The organism is Pseudonocardia sp. EC080619-01 (assembly GCF_001420995.1).
GTDB lineage: Bacteria > Actinomycetota > Actinomycetes > Mycobacteriales > Pseudonocardiaceae > Pseudonocardia.
The window spans coordinates 2679983-2696202 of the sequence record NZ_CP012184.1 but is presented as its reverse complement, the minus strand read 5'-3'; the positions used below and the strand labels follow the sequence as shown (position 1 = coordinate 2696202).

The following is a 16220-nucleotide window of genomic DNA, read 5'->3' as shown; positions in this document are numbered from 1 at the left end:
TCTCGCCGGGATCGGGTCTTCGGTGAAGTCTGCCGCGCCGTCAGCGGGGCAGCGGCGCCGGGTCTCCCGGCGCGTCCCCGATCCGGGCCACCTGCTCCCAGCCCCACATGGTGCGGGTGCCCCGTTCGGTGGGTGCCTGGGTCGCCTGCGGGGAGTACGGCTCGTAGACCCGGAACTGGCCCCAGTCGAAGTCCCACTGGCCCGGCAGGTAGGTCGGCAGCACCCGTTCGGCACCCAGCAGCGCCGTCCAGCCCCGGGGGCCGCCGCCGGATGCCGCGCCCCACTCGTCGCCGACGGACCGCTGCTGGGTGTCGGCCAGCAGGCGGTAGGCCGGCACGTCGGCGATCCCGGCGTTCACGTCGAAGCGCCGCAGGCACGGGTGGACGAACGCGGTCGGCCAGTCCAGGTAACCGGGCCTGCCCCCCACGACGTCGGTCAGCGGGGTCAGCTGCGGCACCCGCGGCTGGGCGACGGCGATCCAGGAGTTGGGTCCCAGCCCGTCGTCGGTCGCGACGACGCGCACCCGGTCGGCCTGCGCGGCGTCCCGGCCGGCCAGGTCCAGCCGGACGTCACGCCAGCTGCGGCCGCCCGCGGCGGTGCCCGCGGTGTCGGCGACCGAGGTGACCGTGCCGGTCGAGCCGCTCGGCGAGATCTCGTCGACGATCCGGTCGCCGGAGGCGAACTCCAGGGTCAGCGAGTTGCCGCCACCGACGGTCCCGGCGATGCCGAGGACGAGCGGGGCGCCGCCGTCGCGTGCCGCCTCGGGGAGCGTGTACCAGCCGGACCGGTACTCGCCGGTGTTGTCCGGGTCCGGCGACCAGCTGCCGACGACCGGCCCGCCCTGCGGGCCGGCACCGGTGACGGCCGGCTGCGTCGAGCCCGTGCCGTCGCTGTCGCGCAGCGACCCGGGGCCGGTCGGCGGCAGGCCGTCGCGGGTGAAGCCCTGCTCGACGGGGGGCTCCGCCCCGGCCGGGGCGGGCGCCGGGGCCAGCACGTTGGCGGCCGGGTCGGTCTCCACCTGCAGCCGGCCGGCCAGACCGCACTCCGACCCGGTCGGGTCGGAGACGATGTCGGCACCCAGCGAGTAGGAGCCCACCTGCTTCTCCAGGCCCTTGGCCAGCGACGCGACCTGGAACAGGACCATCAGCGCGCAGATCAGCGCGACCGGTGCGGACCCCAGCCGGACGGCCTGGGCCTGGCCCATCCGCCGCCGTCGCCGCCCGGGGATCGCGACCGGGCGCGGGATCCCGGGGCCGCGCAGGTGCTCGATCACCCCGACGACGAGCGAGATCCCGGCCAGCCCGAGCAGCAGCGTCGTCGCCGAGAACCCGGCCACCGACGGCGGCTTGTCGAACCACGGCACGCCCCAGTTCGAGACGTACCACCAGGTGTTCGGGCCGGTGAAGGCCAGCGCGGTCACCGCGAGCACCGCCGCGAGGAACAGCGCCTGGTTGCGCCGGGACCGCAGTACGCCGGTGCTGGTCGCGAGGGCGGCCAGTGCCGCGACGCCGGCGCCGAGTGCGGCGAATGCACCGAAGTGGTGCGTCCACTTGGTCGGGGTCAGCGCCAGCACGGCGAACGACAGCACGGTGCTGCCCAGCAGGCGCCGCGAGAAGCCGAGCGCGGCGCCGGGGATCCGGCCGCGACGCAGCAGCACCGCACCGGCGACCGCGGTGCACAGCCACAGCAGCAGCACCGGGAAGCGTCGCTGCAGGGAGCCGTCGCGGGACTCGGTGAACAGCAGCTGGTAGCGGGACAGCTCCTCGTACCAGGACAGGTTCGGGCCCAGGTCGGTGCGCACCCGGGTCGCCTCGGCGACCGTCGCCCACGTCTGGTCCCCGAAGATCGCGACCAGGACGATCAGCCCGGCGGCGAGCAGCGGGGCGAGCGTCGGCACCCAGCCCGCCTTCCGGGCGCGCTCGCTGAACAACGCCAGCAACGGCCGGGCGGCCGCCAGGAACGGGGCCAGGGCGATCAGGCCGGTCGGCGTCGCCGCGACGGCGAACGCGGCCGCCACCAGAGCTCCCGCGACCGGCAGCAGGCGGCGCACGACCAGCGCCCGCTCGAGCATCACGAACGACACCAGCGCCGCGATCACGACGACGCTCTCCGGCCGCAGTCCGTTGTCGAACGGCAGCCAGAAGCAGAGGAACACCGCGGCCGCCGCCCAACCGGCCGAGCGGCTCCGGCGAACCCGGGTCCCGAGCCGCGGCAGCAGCGCCCGGCTGATCAGGAACCAGGACGCGATGCCCATCGCCAGCGCGGGGATCCGCAGCCACAGCACGGCCTCGGAGACCCCGCTCCACAGCGAGTACAGCTGGTAGAACCAGCCGAACGGCGCCTCGGGCGAGTTGAACCAGCGGTAGTAGTTGCCGACGTAGCCCGCCGCGTCGTTGCCCCGGGAGATCGCCAGGATGTAGCCGTCGTCCGAGGTCATCGAGCCGATCACGGCCCACACCGCGAGGACGGCGACGACCAGGGTGTCGCGGATGCCGTCCCGCCCGCGGAGCCCGACGGCGAGCCGGTGGGTGTGCATGATCCGGCGGCCGTCGCGCTCGTCGAGCCGGCGCAGGTAGTAGAGGCAGCCGAACAGCGTGACGATGGCGATCGCCCCGGCGACGATCTTGAGGACGGAGGCGTCGCTGTCGTAGCGGTTGTCGGCGTCGAACGACACCGACGTGCCGGCGACGGGGTCGAGGCCGCCGTCGAGGGTGGAGTAGACGCCGGTGACCTGGGGACGGGCGTCGCCGTCGAAGTCGAGCAGGGTGGTGCCGCCGAGCGTGGCGGTGGTCGCCGCGTCGGTCGAGTCGACCTGGAGGGCGCAGCCGGGGCCGGCCGGCGGGATCGCCTCGGTCGCGACGCGCTGGCCGCGGTTGTCCAGTGTGAGGACACCGTTGTCGACGGCGGCCCGGAGTCCGACGGCCTGCGCGGACGGGGACTGCTCCGGTGCGGTGCTCACCACGGTCGCCGGGCCGGGGGTGCGGTCGTCGAGGCTGCGGATCGCGTCGCAGCCGATGGTGATCCGCAGGGTCTCCGGGCGGTAGGCGACCAGCGGCGCGTTCAGCGGCGCCGTGCCGGTCTCCGCCGTCGGCCAGGTAACGGTGGCCGTGTTCTGGACGACGGGGAGGAAGGGGATCGCCAGCGCCAGCACCGCCGAGACCAGCCCGAGCACGGCGGCGAGGACCTGATCTCTGGATCGGGATCCGCGGTCGCCGGACCGGGTCCCGGCCTGATGGGCAGGCTCCGTGTCGGCGGTCAGCACGCGGCCGAGGCTAGACGTGCGCCGGGGATCGTCCGTGACGCCCCCGGCATGCCCGCACGGGCCGGGATTCGCTCGGCCGGGGTCTCAAGGTCGTGTACAGCCGGTAGTCGTCACTCTCGGTTACGGTATGCGACATTCGGGCCCATTTCGGGGGTCACCGGTGACGGTGACGCGCAATTCTCGTTGGCCCCGTCGTGAGCATCCACGCCCCCGAGCGTTCCGCGGCCGACGGTCCGGCCGCGGTGACGTCAGGCACCCCCGACGTACCGCCCGAGCTGGGCGGGACGGCGTCGGCCGGCGTCCAGGAGGGGCGTGGGGAGGTCGCCGCGCTGACCGGTCTGCGGATCGTCGCGGCGCTCTGGGTGGTCGCGTTCCATTTCCATTTCACCCCGATGCCAGGGGTCGAGATGGTCACCGACTGGCTCGGTCCGCTGGTCACACAGGGTGCCCTCGGGGTGGACCTGTTCTTCGTCCTGAGCGGCTTCGTCATCGCCTGGACGTACCTGGAACAGCTCGGGCCGCGGCTGCGGGCGCGGGAGGCAGGCCGGTTCGTCTGGGCCCGGGTGGCACGGATGTGGCCGGCCTACGCCGTCGTCTTCCACCTCTTCGGGGTGTGGCTGGTGGCCCGGGCGGTGTTCGGGGACACCGACGAGGTCGCCTACCAGGCCGTGCAGCCGTCGCTGGGCGTCGTGGCGTGGTTCGAGCAACTCGTCGGGATCCAGATGTGGACCGAGCCGTACCTGGACGGGGCGTCCTGGGTCGGGCCGACCTGGTCGATCAGCGCGGAGTGGCTCGCCTACCTTCTGTTCCCGCTGCTCGCGGTGGTGTTCTTCCGCCTGCGGAACCTGCCGTTCGTGGTCCTCGCCGCCGGGTCGCTGCTCTGCGTCGCGCCGCTGGCCGCGGCGTTCGTCGTGGTCGGGTCGCCCTACTACCCGTACAGCTGGCTGGTGCGGATCCTCGGCGGGTTCTCCGCCGGTGTGCTCGCGATGCTGGCGGTGCGCAGGCTGCGCGGCCGGGACGTCGCGTCCGCCGCGTCGTCGGTCGCGACGTTCGCCGCGGTGGCCGTCCCGTTCGTCCTCCTCGCCGGCGCCGCCCACGGCGGCGGGCTGCACGGCACGGCCGTCCTGCTCTTCCCGGTCCTCGTCGGTGCGCTCGCGCTCGCCGACCGCGGACCGGTGCACCACCTGCTCACCCGTGCGCCCGTGGTGCACGGCGGGCGCATCTCGTACGCGCTCTACCTCGTCCACATCCCCGTGTTCGAGGTCTTCTGGTTCCTGAGCGACTCGGGTGTCGTCCCCGCCGGCGGCGAGACCGGACACCTGATCGCGCTCACCGTCTTCGTGGGGACTCTGCCCGTGGCACACCTGCTCTACACGCTCGTCGAACGTCCGGCCCGTCGCTGGCTGCGCGCGCTGCCCACCCGTCGTACGGCGGCGCCGGCCCGCCCGGACACCGTCGAGCCGCCCGCGGCGCGGGCCGTGCTGCACATCGACTCCGACGCCGCCCGTCGCGACCCGGAGACCTCCGTGCTGCCGGTGATCACCGCGGAGAGCGACGTGGCCGCCACCGAGGCACTGCCGGTCCAGTCCCGCGGGCCGGCCGGCCACACTGTGGACAACCCTGTGGGCACCGTGCGTGGACAGCGCCCTGCCCCGGCCGTCGCCCCGCGGCCCCGCCGCGAGCACGCGGCACCGGCCCGGCCGGTGCCGGCGCAGACCACGGACGAGCCCGCCCCGGCCGGGTCGGCCCGCTGGGTGCTCGACCGGCTGGCCGCGGCCCGCTCCGCCGGTGTCGACGGGCCGGGCGACGGTGTCTCCGCGGACCTGGTCGCGGCGGCCCGGCTGCGCAGTGGCGGCCCGGGCACCGGGTCGGCGCTGTTCACCCCGACCGTCGACGGGCCGGGGGCCGCCGACCGGGTGGAGCGGCTGCGGTCGCTGCAGGCGGCCTCCCGCGCGGGCCGGCCGGACACCACCGGCGCCGCCGGTACCGGCACGACCACCGGCGACGCGCAGGTCACGGCCGGGCGCGGCGGGGTCGTCCCGGCCCCGCGCGCCATCCGGTCGGCGGCGGCCCTTCCGGGCAGCCGCTCCGGTGCCGAGCACTGCGGTCGCGCCGGTCGCCGCCGGGACGACAGCCACTCCAGCGCCGCGACGCCGATCGTCGCCGCGTCGGGTGCGGCGGCCCGCCGTCGTCGCAAGCGGCCCGCGCACGGGGCCTGACCGGCCCGCACGACCTCCGCTCGGGAGCGGGAGACACCGGCCGTGCCCCGGACCGCCGCCGCGGTCCGGCGCACGGCCGCGTCGGGGGCCGGGGTACGGCGCCGCGACCGGTCGCGACGGGTGAGAATGGCGGCGACCACCGTCGCCGAGACCCCTGTGGACCGATGATCCCCACGACCCCGCCGCGCGACGCCCTGCCGGACCCCACCCCGGCGCCGCCGGACAAGGCGTCCCGCCAGTGGTACCTGCGCCTGGTCCGGCTGTACCTGGGCCGCGGCCCCTACCTGGACGTCGCCGGCGCCGGTGGGCTGCTGCTGGCCGGGCTCGCGCGGTTCGGCCCCGTGTCCGGCCTCGCCGGGTCCGACGAGGAGGCGGCCGCCATGCGCGCGGGCGCCCCCGGCTGCCCGGTCCACCGCCGCGTCGACGACCTGCCCGGCCCGCTGCCGTCGCTCACCGCGGTCGGGGTGCTGGACCGGACACCGGACTCCGCCCTCGGATCCGACACCGGCCCCCGTGGCTGGTTCCGGGCGCTCGAGCCGGGCGGCCACGTCCTCGTCGTCGCGACCGACGCGGAGGGCCGCGGACGGGAGCTCACCGGGGCCCGCTGGGTGCCGCCGCGCGTCCCGCGCGGGCACGTACGGATCCGGGAGATCCTCGTCACGCACGGGTTCGAGATCGTCCGCGAGGGATCGGACGGCCTGACCGGAGGTCCCTACGGCGGCGTCCCCGCCCTGCTCGACCCGCGTACCGCGCCGGCCCGTGCGCAGCGCTCGTCGGGGCGGCTGACCCTCGACGCGGGAGCCGGCGAGCACGCCGTCCTGGTGGCCCGCAGGCCGGAGTGAGGTGTGCGGGGCAGGATGCGGGTATGACCGACGTTCTGGACCTGGGCCCCGACGAACTGCTGACCACCACCCGCTCGGTGCGCAAGCGCCTCGACCTGGACCGGCCGGTCCCGATGGACGTGGTCCGGGAGAGCCTCGAGGTCGCGCTGCAGGCCCCGAGCGGGTCGAACCAGCAGGGGTGGCACTGGCTGGTGATCACCGACCCGGAGAAGCGCAAGGCGGTCGGCGAGTACTACCGGCAGGCCTTCATGGCCTACCGCAACTCCTCGGCGTACCCGACCAACAGGACCTCGGGCGACGCCGACCGGGACGCCACCCAGAACCGCGTCGCGGACAGCGCGCTGTACCTCGCGGAGCGGATGAGCGACGTCCCGGTCCTGGTCATCGGCGCGCTGAAGGCCTCGGCGGACCTGCCGGCGAGCAACCAGGCCGGGCTGTGGGGCTCGCTGCTGCCCGCCGCGTGGAGCCTGCAGATCGCGCTGCGCGCCCGCGGGCTGGGCAGCGCCTGGACCACCCTGCACCTGCAGTACGAGAAGGAGATCTCGGAGCTGCTCGGTGTGCCGACGGACGTCCGCCAGGGCGTGCTGCTGCCCGTCGCGTACTACACCGGCGACACCTTCAAGCCCGCGAAGCGGCAGCCGCTGGACACGGTCCTGCACGTCGACGGCTGGTGAGCCGCCGCGCGTCCCGCGTCAGATCGGCAGCTTGCGGAAGATCGGGCGCGGGACGTGCCGCAGGGCGCTCATCACGAACCGCATCGGGGCCGGTGCCCAGACCAGCTCCTTGCGGTTGCGCACCGCGTCGACGATGACGTCGCCGACCGCCTGCGGGGTGGTCGCGAGCGGCGCCGGGTCGAGCCCCTCGGTCATCTTCGAGTGGACGAAGCCGGGCCGGACGATCGTGACGGTCACGCCGAACTCGCGCAGCGCCTCGGTCAGGCCGGTGTAGAACGCGTCCATCCCGGCCTTGGTCGAGCCGTAGACGAAGTTCGAGCGCCGGGCCCGCTCACCGGCGACCGAGGAGATCGCGACGATCGAGCCGTGGCCCTGCTCGCGGAACCGCTCGGCCAGCGCGACGCCGGTCGACACGGTGGCGGTGTAGTTGACCTGGGCCAGCTCGACGGCGTGCTCGACGTCGGTCCAGCCGCGCTCGTTGTCCCCGAGCAGGCCGAACGCGACGACGGCGACGTCGATGTCCCCGCCGGCGAAGGCCTTCGTCACGACCTCCGCGTGGGTCTCGATCTTCGCGGCGTCGAACTCGACGGTCTCGACCCCGCAGCCGAGCTCCTCGAGCTCGGTGCGGGCCGCGTCGAGGCGGGGCCCGGGACGGGCGGCCAGCACGACCCGCAGCGGGCGGTCCGCGGCGAACGCACGGACCGTGGCGAGGCCGATCTCGGAGGTCCCGCCGAGCAGCAGGATGCTCTGCGGGTTGCCGACGGCGTCGATCATGTGGGGAGCTCCAGACTCAGAGTGCGAGGGAGAGGCGGCGGGACATGTCGGAGGCGAAGACGCCCGCCGGGTCGGCGGCGTCGCGGATCGCCTTCCACTCGTCGAACCGCGGGTAGCCGGCGGCGAACGCCTCCGGCGAGGTCCGCGACTCCTTGGCCAGGTACAGGCGGCCGCCCGCGGCGAGCACCAGCTCGTCGAGCTCGGTGCAGAACCGGGACAGGCCGGGCGCGATCGGGAAGTCGACGGTGATCGTCCAGCCCTTGGTGGGGAAGGACAGCGGCGCGTCGTTGCCGTCGCCGAACCGCTTGAACACGTTCAGCCCGGACTTGTGCGGGGACCGCGTGATGCGCTCGACGATCCGGCGCAGCGCGGCCTCCTCGCCCATCGGGACGACGAACTGGTACTGCAGGAAGCCCTTCGAACCGAAGATCCGGTTCCACTCACCGAAGAGGTCGAGCACCTGGTAGAAGGCGGTGATGTTCTGCACGGCGCCGCGCTGGCGGCGCGGGGCCTTGCGGAACCAGAGCTCGCTGAACGCGGTCAGCGACAGCTTGTTGGCCAGCCCGTTCGGGAAGACGTCGGGGAAGGTCAGCAGCTGCGGGGCGTCGAACTTCAGCGGCTCGGCGCGCAGCTTCTCCGGGAGCTGGTCGACGGTCGCCAGCGAGCCGCGGGTGAGGACCGAGCGGCCCGTCCGCGCCCCGGTGGCGGTGGTGTCGAACCAGGCGGCGGAGTAGCCGTAGGTGTCGTCGGAGCCGTCGGTGAGCAGCTCCAGCAGGCCGTCGAGATCGTCGGTGCGGTCGGTGTCGACCACGAAGTACGCCGACTCGGTGCGGTGCAGCCGCACCTTCGCCCGCACGACGACGCCGGTCAGGCCCATGCCGCCGACGGTCGCCCAGAACAGGTCCTTCTCGGGACCGTCCGGGGTCAGCTCCTTCACCGAGCCGTCGGCGGTCACCAGCTGCAGCCACTCGACGTGGTTGCCGAAGCTGCCCTTGGTGTGGTGGTTCTTGCCGTGCACGTCGGCACCGATCGCGCCGCCGATCGTGACCTGGCGGGTGCCGGGCAGCACCGGGACCCACAGCCCCAGCGGCAGCGCGGCCCGCATCAGCTGGTCGAGCGAGACGCCGGCGTCGACGTCGGCGACGCCGGAGCCCTCGTCGATCGCGTGGATCCGGTTCATCCCGGGCATGTCCAGGACGACACCGCCCGCGTTCTGCGCGGGATCACCGTACGAGCGGCCGAGGCCGCGGGCGATGATCCCGCGGTCGCCTGCGGTGCGAACCGCCTCGGCGACGTCCTCGGCGCCGCGCGGGGTGACGAGCTGCGCGAGCGTGGGTGCGGTCCGTCCCCAGCCGTGCAGGGACGCGGTCCGGCGCGCCGGGGCGTCGGTCCTGATGCTGGTGGGAACGGTCGTGTCCGTCATCGCCGCCCAGGCTACCGAGAGGGCGCTCCGCGCTCGTGAGTGGTTACCGTGGTCCGGACCGCGATAACCACTCACGAGCGCGAAGCGCCACACTGATCGCGTGCTGGACGAGCGGGAGGCCCCCCGGCCCGGGCCCCGGCACGCCCGCATCCCGCTGCCGTCGCCGCGGCCGCGGCCGCTGTCGCGGGCACGTACGTCCTGCTCGGGATCGCGTACCTGCTGGTCTCACTGTGGCTGCAGCGCCGGGTGCTCGCCGACCCGTCCGGCCTGCTCGCCGGCCACGTCAACGCCGACGCCGACATGTTCGCCTGGTGGCTCAACTGGTTCCCGTTCGCGGTCGGGAACGGCGCGAACCCGCTGGTCACCGACTGGATGCACTGGCCGCACGGGCTGAACGCGCTGTGGAACACCGCGGTGCCGCTGCTCGCCGCGCTGCTGGCGCCCGTCACCGTCATCGCGGGGTCGGTCACCGCGTTCAACGTGGGCATCGTGCTCGGCCCTGTCGTGTCGGGCCTGCTGCTGGTCGCGGCGCTCGGACCGTTCGTCACCTCGTCCGGGATCCGGGGCTGGGTCGCCCGGGGGACCGCCGGTGCGCTCTACGCGTTCTCGCCGTTCCATCTCGCCCACGCCATCGCCGGGCACCTCAACCTCACGTGGTCGGTGCTGCCGCCGCTGCTCCTGCTGATCGCGCACCATCTCTTCGGGCGGGGGCCCCTGCGGCGGCCGTGGCTGGTCGGCGGGCTGACCGGGCTCGCCCTGCTCGGCCAGCTCCTCCTCTACACCCAGACCCTCGCCGTCGGCGTCATCTTCCTGGTGCTCACCGCGATCGTGCTGGCGCTGCGGTTCCCCCGCCGGGTGCCCGCACACCTGCCGGGGCTGCTGCGGGCGGGCGTCGCCTGCGTGGTCGTGTTCGGCGCGCTCGGCGCCTACCCGATCCACCTCGTGCTGGCCGGGCCGAACCGGCCGCGCTCCGCGATCCGCAACGTGCACGCGACCGGTGCGGACCTGGCGAACGTGCTGGTCCCGACCCGGATGACGGCGTTCCGGCCGCTCCCGGACAGCGCGGGGGAGTCGCTCGCCGGGCACATCGGTGAGCAGGGCGGCTACGTCGGCGTCGCGATGCTGGCGCTCGTCGTCGTCGCCGTCCTGGTGATCCGCTCGACGGCGTTGCGGGTGGCCGCCGGGCTCGGCGCGCTCGCCTGGCTCGCGTCGCTGGGTACCGGCGTCGTGCTGCTGGGGTCCGAGACCGGGGTGCCGTTGCCGTGGCTCGCGTTCGCCGACGTCCCCCTGCTGTCGGAGATCGAGCCGGTCCGGATCCAGGTCGTGACGGTGCTGTGCGTCGCCGTCGTCGTCGCGATGTGGATCGACCGGATGCCGACCGCACCACCCGCGACCGCCTTCGGCGCGCTCGCGTTGACCGGGTTCGCGCTGGTCAGCTGGCTGCCGGCGGACGCGCAGGAGGTGCGCCCGGCGCCGGTCCCGGAGTTTTTCACCACGGGCGCCGGAGGGCTGGGGCCCGCCGACGTCGTCGAGATCTACCCGCGGATCACCGCCACCTGGGACGACGGCGCGCAGGGCCTGCGCTGGCAGGCCGCGTCGGGGCCGGACTTCCGGATCCGCGGCGGCTACTTCATCGCCTCCGACCCGGACGACGACGTCGTCATCCAGTCCCGGTGGAACCGCTACCAGGTCGGCGCGCAGTGGGTCGCCGACGGGAAGAACGACCCGAGCGACGACTACACCGCGCAGGCCCACCGGGAGCTCCGCACGCTCGGGATCACCGCGGTGGCCGTCGTGCCGGGCCGGTCCGCCGAGGGCGGCGACGACGCCCGGGTCGTGGAGTGGACGCGGCGCGTCACCGGCGACCCCGGCCGCTTCGACGGTGGGGTGTGGCTGTTCCGGTTGCCGGTGAGCGCACCGGCCGGCTAGGTGCCGTTTACCCTGGACACGTGACCAGCCCGCGGCTTCCCGGTGAGCGGCGCGAGATCAGGATCTCGGACGCCGACCGCGAGCGTGCCGCGGAGCGCCTGAACCGGGCGATGGCGGAGGGCCGCATCTCCGTCGACGAGCTGCAGGAGCGTCTCACCACGGTCTACGCCGCCCGGTTCGGCTCCGACCTGACACCGGTGCTGTCCGACCTCCCCGGTGATCCGCTGGACCTGAGCGCCGACGTCCTCGCCACGCCGGTCGGCCCGCCGACCGTGCTGCGCGTCGGCGTCAGCGGGCTCAAGCGGCGCGGGGACTGGCGGGTGCCGTCCCGGCTGCGTGTGCAGAGCTCGATCGGCTCGGTCCTGCTCGACTTCTGCGACACGGAGCTGCCGGAGCCGGTCGTCGAGATCGAGCTGGCGCTGGGGGCCGGGTCGGCCCGCCTGCTCGTCCCGGAGAACGCGACGGCCGACGTCGACGGCCTGGTCGCGGCCTACGGCTCGGTCCGGTCCAAGGTCCCGGCCCGCGCGGTGCACGGCAGGCCGCACTTCCGGATCTACGGCCGGACGTCCGCCGGATCGGTCACCGTCCGCACCCGCTACACGTTCGCCGGCCGGCACTTCTGAGCCGGGAGGCGCCGTGGGTCACCGGAACCGGCGGCCCTCGTCCCGGCGGTAGGCCCAGCCGGCCAGCAGCGCCAGCGCCACGGTCCACACGACGAACGCGACGACGGCCAGTGGCAGCGGCGCGGCCCCACCGACCGCCCAGATCAGCAGGTCGCGAGCGCCCCGCGTGGGCAGCAGGGCGGACGCCGTCTGCAGCCAGGCGGGGAAGATCTCGGGGGGCATGAGCAGCCCGCCGCCGAAGGCCATCGGGAAGAAGACGAGCTGGGTGACCGGCAGCGCGACCTTCGTCGGCAGCGAGTAGCCGATCGCGAGCCCGCCGAACAGGAACGGCAGTCCCGCGACCAGCAGCATCCCGACCGCGGCGAGCAGCCGTCCCGGCGGGACGTACGCCGGGGTGAACAGCGCACCGAGCACCACGACCGGCAGCAGCCCGAGCAGCGCGAAGAACGCGCCGACCGCCAGGCGTCCGACGATCCGGGCCGTCGGCGGGGCCGGCAACGTCCGCAGGTAGGGGTCCCACGGCTGCTCCCGGTCGTTCGCGACGCCCACGCCGAAGGTGAACAGGAACCCGCTGAGCACGCCGAACAACGCCAGCTGCGCCACCGACACCGTCGCCTGCGCCGGGTCGTCGACCCAGTCGAAGGGCAGCACGAAGAACGCCAGCACCAGCGCCGGGAACAGCGCCGTGGACAGCACCGCGACCGGGATCCGGAGCTGCTCCAGGACCAGGTAGCGGGCGTGCGCGACGACCAGTGTCACGAGGTCTCTCCCGTCAGGCTGAGGAACGCGTCCTCGAGCGACGCCTGTGCCACGCCGAGATCGGCGAACGCCGCGCCGGACCGCACCAGGTCACGGACCAGCTCGTCGGCGTCGGCGGTGTGCAGGGTCCAGCGGTCGCCGTCCCGCTCGGCGAGGTCGACGCCGGGCAGGTCCGGCAGCGCGGTGGCCCGCACGGTGACCCGGCTGCGCCGGACCATTCCGCGGACGTCCGCGACGTCGCCGTCCGCCCGGATCCGGCCCTGCGCGAGGACGACGACGCGTTCGGCCAGGGTCTCGATCTCGTCCAGGTAGTGGGTGGTGAGCAGGACGGTGCCGCCGCCCGCGTGGAACTCGCGGACGGTGTCCCACAGGGCCCGGCTGCCCTCCACGTCGAGTCCGGTGGTCGGCTCGTCGAGCAGCACCAGCCGGGGACGCCCGGCGAAGGCGAGGGCGAGCGCCAGCCGTCGTCGCTGCCCGCCGGACAGTCCGCCCGACTGACGGCGCTCCAGCCCGTCGAGACCGAAACGGGCGAGGAGCTCCCCGGCCGGGACCGGGTCCGGGAAGTGCTCGGAGACGAACCGGACGATCTCGCCGACCCGCAGTGTCTCCGGCAGGCCGGTCTGCTGCGGGGTCGTCCCGAGCGCGACGCGGTTCGCCGCCACCCGCGGGTCGCCGCCGAACAGCCGCACCGTGCCGGAGTCCGCCCGGCGCAGCCCGGAGACGAGGTTGACCAGCGTCGACTTGCCCGCCCCGTTCGGGCCGAGCAGCCCGGTGAGGCTGCCGGCCTCCAGGACGAGGTCGACGCCGTCGAGGGCGACGGTGCCGCCGTAGCGGCGGGTGACGCCGTCCAGCACGACGGGTGCGCTCACGACCCGACCTCCTCGTCGACCTGCGGGGACAGCAGGGTGCGCAGTGCGGTCGTGTAGTCCTCGAAGGCACGACGCCCAGTTCTCGTCAGCTCGACATAGGTGACCGGGGTGCGGCGCTGGTGGGTCTTGGTGATCGCGACGTAGCCGGCGTCCTCCAGCTTGCGCAGGTGCGTCGACAGGTTACCGGCGGTCATCTCCAGCACCTCCTGGAGACGGGGGAAGGTCATCCGGTCGCCGTCGGCGAGCGTCGCGAGGGTGGCGGTCACGCGGAGCCGGGCCTGGGCGTGGATGACGGGATCGAGCTCGCTCATCGGCGGACCCGCCGCAGGACGCCGGTCGCGATCATGGCGCCGCCCCCGCCGAGACCCATCAGCAGCGAGTTCCAGGGCAGCGGCGTGAACGCCGACACCACGGCGATCACCTGCAGCGCGAGGCCGAGCCCGTAGTCGAGCCGGCTCCGCCAGAACGCCCCGCCGAGGGTGTACATCGCCCCGACGACGAACACGAACAGCGCGGGCGCGAGCACCCCGACCCCGGGTCCGCCGAGCCGGGCCAGCGCGCCGACCAGCACGCCGGTGCCGATCATCGACAGCGTCCAGGCCCACCCGTACATGGCCCCGAAGTGCTGCGTGGGACCCGCGACGCCGCGGCCGAGCCGGGCGCCGAGCACTCCGGACGCGATCATCGACAGCACGATCACCGCCGCCGTCGCGATGCCGGCCGCGGTGTCCGGCCAGACCCCGAACCCGGCCCCGGACCACGCGAGGCCGATCACCATCCAGACGACGCCCCACACCACGAAGAACGGCGCGATGTCCGGTTCCTGGCGGGCCTGCTCACGCTCGATGATCGCCAGCGCCTCGGCCGGTGAGGCGGGTGGCTGCTCGTCGACGTCGGTGTGCGGTCGGTCGTCCACGGGATCCCCCTCTGGATGCGCCAACTGGTTTGTGACTGTATCTAGTTTGTAGCGCAAAGTGGTTGGTGGTGTCCAGGGGACGGGTCCGCGCGGTGGCGTCGTTGCACGCCGCTACCCTCGGAGGCGTGACCGCCACCGAGCCCTCGCGGGCCGAGAGCCCGGCTCCCGACGGTGCCGCCGCCCCCGCATCGCGCCACGGACTCGTCCGGCAGCTCGGCAGCTTCGTCGTCATCGGCGCGCTCTCGGCCGTCGTCGACTTCGGCTTCTACCACCTGCTGCTGAACCTGGGCCTGTGGGTGCCGGTGTCGAAGGGGATCAGTTTCGTCCTCGGTACGACGACGGCGTACCTGCTCAACAAGCGCTTCACCTTCACCGGCGCGAACACCGGCGGCAAGGGCCGGTTCGCGGGCTTCGTCGCCCTCTACGGGACGACGTTCGCGGTGAACGTCGGCGTGAACTCCCTGGTGCTGCACCTGCTCCCGCCGCTGGAGTACGGCACCTCCCTGGCCTGGCTCATCGCCCAGGGCACCGCCACCGCGATCAACTTCGTGATGCTGCGCTACGTGATCTTCAAGGACTGACCGGCGGCCTCCATCCCCCGGGTCGCTGCCGCACGGTGTCCTCGGTCGCCGCACCACGTCCCGGTCACCGCACCCCCTGACTGGGCGCCGCGCCCTCTCGCCGGCTGCCGCACCCCCTGACCGGGCGCCGCACCCCCTGACCGGGCGCCGCACCCCCTGACCGGGCGCCGCACCCCCTGACCGGGCGCCGCACCCCCTGACCGGGCGCCGCACCCCCTCACCGGGTGACGCACCCGCTGCGGCCGGTGCGCGGACCGGTGACGGGGTGCGCCAAGCGCTCGCACAGCCGCGCGACCATGCCTTCGGGCCCGGTGTCCGCGATCTCCGACCAGATCCAGCGCACGACGACGAGCCCGCACTCCCGGATCCGGTCCTCCCGGCGCTTCTCCTTCCACAGGATCTCCTCGATGTCGTCGCCCGGCCGCAGCCCACGGCCGTACTTGGTGCGGCCGTCGAACTCCCCGACGACTCCCGCATCCGGCCAGGCGAAGTCCGTCCGGTAAGGGAGCCCCGGCACCTGCCACTGCGTGACTGGGACCGGCAGCCCGGCCACGTGCATGCGGTAGCGGCTGCGCGACTCGCCGGGGCTCTCGGAGAGGTCGTCGGCGAGGGAGAGCACCCGTCGAGCGGGTGGGGCGCCACGACGACCCGCGAACCGGTCGATCGCGGCCCTGATCTCCTCTGCGGTCGTGGCTCCGGGTGGTGGAGGCTCGCCGGGGTCGCGTATCCGGTACCGGTGGAGCGCGGCGTCGAGGGTCACCAGTGCCCGCTCCGCAGACAGCGTCCGGGCGAGATCGGCGACCGTCCGCGCCGGTGAGGTGACGCGCAGCCCGTCGATCTCGACGACGTCGGTCTCCGGCAGCGGTGCACAGTGGACGTGGGTGCCCGCCCGGACCCGGCCGCCGCCGCGCCGGTCCCTGGTCACGTGCAGTCGGGTGAGCGGCACGCTCCAGAACGGGAGCCGGAACAGCAGACCGGCGGTCACGTGGCTGAACGCCGCCCCGGCGGCCAACCCCGGCTCGGCACTGCGGGCGCGCAGGACGTGCATGCCCGCCGGGGACGGCGTGGTCCCGTCAGGGAGCCGGTACACCCCACGGCGGACGACGAGGAGGGCGCCGGTCCGCACGAGGCGGTCGATCTCGTCGGGGCCGTGCCCGGTGGCCAGCAGGGTGTCTCGGCGGAGCAACCCGGCGCGGTCCGGGCGGAGGGTGTCGAGCGGGTCCATGCGCATGACGATGCGCCGCAACGCCATGGACCGGGAGGGGCCGTCCTCCAGCCTGTGGACAACCTGTGGAAAGAGGCTGCATTGTGGACAACTCCGCCGACGATGACCGCGTGCGAGCCTGTCC

At 74.2% G+C, this 16220-nt stretch carries 14 protein-coding genes; 6 read left to right on the top strand and 8 right to left on the bottom strand.

Annotated elements, in window-relative coordinates; genetic code table 11:
- Positions 1 to 40 precede the first annotated feature (40 nt).
- Entirely contained in the window at positions 41 to 3262 is a 3222-nt protein-coding gene (locus tag AD017_RS12645; RefSeq protein WP_060574350.1) for an arabinosyltransferase domain-containing protein, read from the bottom strand.
- A 194-nt stretch (positions 3263 to 3456) separates the two neighbouring features.
- On the opposite strand from AD017_RS12645, the gene AD017_RS12640 reads away from it, so the two are divergent.
- The 3 genes from AD017_RS12640 to AD017_RS12630 all read left to right on the top strand — a co-directional run bounded on the left by AD017_RS12640 (position 3457) and on the right by AD017_RS12630 (position 6997).
- Positions 3457 to 5481 (top strand): acyltransferase, encoded by a 2025-nt coding sequence (locus AD017_RS12640; protein ID WP_060574349.1) that lies wholly within the window; start codon positions 3457 to 3459, stop codon positions 5479 to 5481.
- A gap of 164 nt (positions 5482 to 5645) precedes the next feature.
- Complete coding sequence (locus AD017_RS12635) at positions 5646 to 6323, top strand: hypothetical protein (protein WP_060574348.1); 678 nt, start codon at positions 5646 to 5648, stop codon at positions 6321 to 6323.
- A gap of 23 nt (positions 6324 to 6346) precedes the next feature.
- Positions 6347 to 6997: a nitroreductase family protein gene (locus tag AD017_RS12630; protein WP_060574347.1), complete on the top strand. Its 651-nt coding sequence runs from the start codon at positions 6347 to 6349 to the stop codon at positions 6995 to 6997.
- 18 nt (positions 6998 to 7015) lie between these two features.
- Here the strand turns inward: AD017_RS12630 and AD017_RS12625 are convergent, their stop codons facing one another.
- Positions 7016 to 7771, bottom strand: coding sequence for a decaprenylphospho-beta-D-erythro-pentofuranosid-2-ulose 2-reductase (locus tag AD017_RS12625; RefSeq protein WP_010243854.1), 756 nt, complete (start codon positions 7769 to 7771; stop codon positions 7016 to 7018).
- Between the two features lie 16 nt (positions 7772 to 7787).
- Positions 7788 to 9194 carry an FAD-binding oxidoreductase gene (locus AD017_RS12620; protein ID WP_060574346.1) on the bottom strand — a complete coding sequence of 469 codons (1407 nt, stop codon included), beginning with the start codon at positions 9192 to 9194 and terminating at the stop codon, positions 7788 to 7790.
- A 246-nt stretch (positions 9195 to 9440) separates the two neighbouring features.
- Here AD017_RS12620 and AD017_RS12615 point away from each other — a divergent pair, with 246 nt between their 5' ends.
- Positions 9441 to 11123, top strand: a complete 1683-nt coding sequence (locus AD017_RS12615; protein WP_060574345.1) for a hypothetical protein — start codon at positions 9441 to 9443, stop codon at positions 11121 to 11123.
- Positions 11124 to 11143: 20 nt separating this feature from the next.
- Entirely contained in the window at positions 11144 to 11746 is a 603-nt protein-coding gene (locus AD017_RS12610; RefSeq protein ID WP_010243848.1) for a DUF1707 domain-containing protein, read from the top strand.
- Between the two features lie 18 nt (positions 11747 to 11764).
- On the opposite strand, the gene AD017_RS12605 is transcribed toward AD017_RS12610, so the two are convergent.
- Genes AD017_RS12605 through AD017_RS12590 form a run of 4 tightly spaced genes read right to left on the bottom strand, consistent with a single transcriptional unit; the run spans position 11765 to position 14290 of the window.
- Positions 11765 to 12505 (bottom strand): ABC transporter permease, encoded by a 741-nt coding sequence (locus AD017_RS12605; RefSeq protein ID WP_060574344.1) that lies wholly within the window; start codon positions 12503 to 12505, stop codon positions 11765 to 11767.
- Positions 12502 to 13374: an ABC transporter ATP-binding protein gene (locus AD017_RS12600; RefSeq protein WP_060574343.1), complete on the bottom strand. Its 873-nt coding sequence runs from the start codon at positions 13372 to 13374 to the stop codon at positions 12502 to 12504. Before AD017_RS12600 ends, AD017_RS12605 begins: the two co-directional genes overlap by 4 nt.
- The gene (locus AD017_RS12595) at positions 13371 to 13685 is read right to left on the bottom strand and encodes a transcriptional regulator (protein ID WP_010243843.1); all 315 of its coding nucleotides are present in this window, start codon (positions 13683 to 13685) and stop codon (positions 13371 to 13373) included. The genes AD017_RS12600 and AD017_RS12595 overlap by 4 nt, the downstream gene beginning before the upstream one ends.
- The gene (locus tag AD017_RS12590) at positions 13682 to 14290 is read right to left on the bottom strand and encodes a hypothetical protein (RefSeq protein WP_010243841.1); all 609 of its coding nucleotides are present in this window, start codon (positions 14288 to 14290) and stop codon (positions 13682 to 13684) included. The genes AD017_RS12595 and AD017_RS12590 overlap by 4 nt, the downstream gene beginning before the upstream one ends.
- Positions 14291 to 14415: 125 nt before the next feature.
- Between AD017_RS12590 and AD017_RS12585 the strand changes: the two genes are divergently transcribed.
- Positions 14416 to 14871 (top strand): GtrA family protein, encoded by a 456-nt coding sequence (locus AD017_RS12585; protein WP_010243839.1) that lies wholly within the window; start codon positions 14416 to 14418, stop codon positions 14869 to 14871.
- Positions 14872 to 15088: 217 nt separating this feature from the next.
- Here the strand turns inward: AD017_RS12585 and AD017_RS12580 are convergent, their stop codons facing one another.
- Complete coding sequence (locus tag AD017_RS12580) at positions 15089 to 16096, bottom strand: type IV toxin-antitoxin system AbiEi family antitoxin domain-containing protein (protein WP_145982743.1); 1008 nt, start codon at positions 16094 to 16096, stop codon at positions 15089 to 15091.
- Positions 16097 to 16220 lie beyond the last annotated feature (124 nt).

Excerpts from the sequence above, each read along its gene's own strand:
- AD017_RS12635 (WP_060574348.1), top strand. The coding sequence starts at position 5,646 with ATGATCCCCACGACCCCGCCGCGCGACGCCCTGCCGGACCCCACCCCG.
- AD017_RS12630 (WP_060574347.1), top strand. The coding sequence starts at position 6,347 with ATGACCGACGTTCTGGACCTGGGCCCCGACGAACTGCTGACCACCACC.
- AD017_RS12625 (WP_010243854.1), bottom strand. The coding sequence starts at position 7,771 with ATGATCGACGCCGTCGGCAACCCGCAGAGCATCCTGCTGCTCGGCGGG.
- AD017_RS12620 (WP_060574346.1), bottom strand. The coding sequence starts at position 9,194 with ATGACGGACACGACCGTTCCCACCAGCATCAGGACCGACGCCCCGGCG.
- AD017_RS12595 (WP_010243843.1), bottom strand. The coding sequence starts at position 13,685 with ATGAGCGAGCTCGATCCCGTCATCCACGCCCAGGCCCGGCTCCGCGTG.
- AD017_RS12580 (WP_145982743.1), bottom strand. The coding sequence starts at position 16,096 with ATGGACCCGCTCGACACCCTCCGCCCGGACCGCGCCGGGTTGCTCCGC.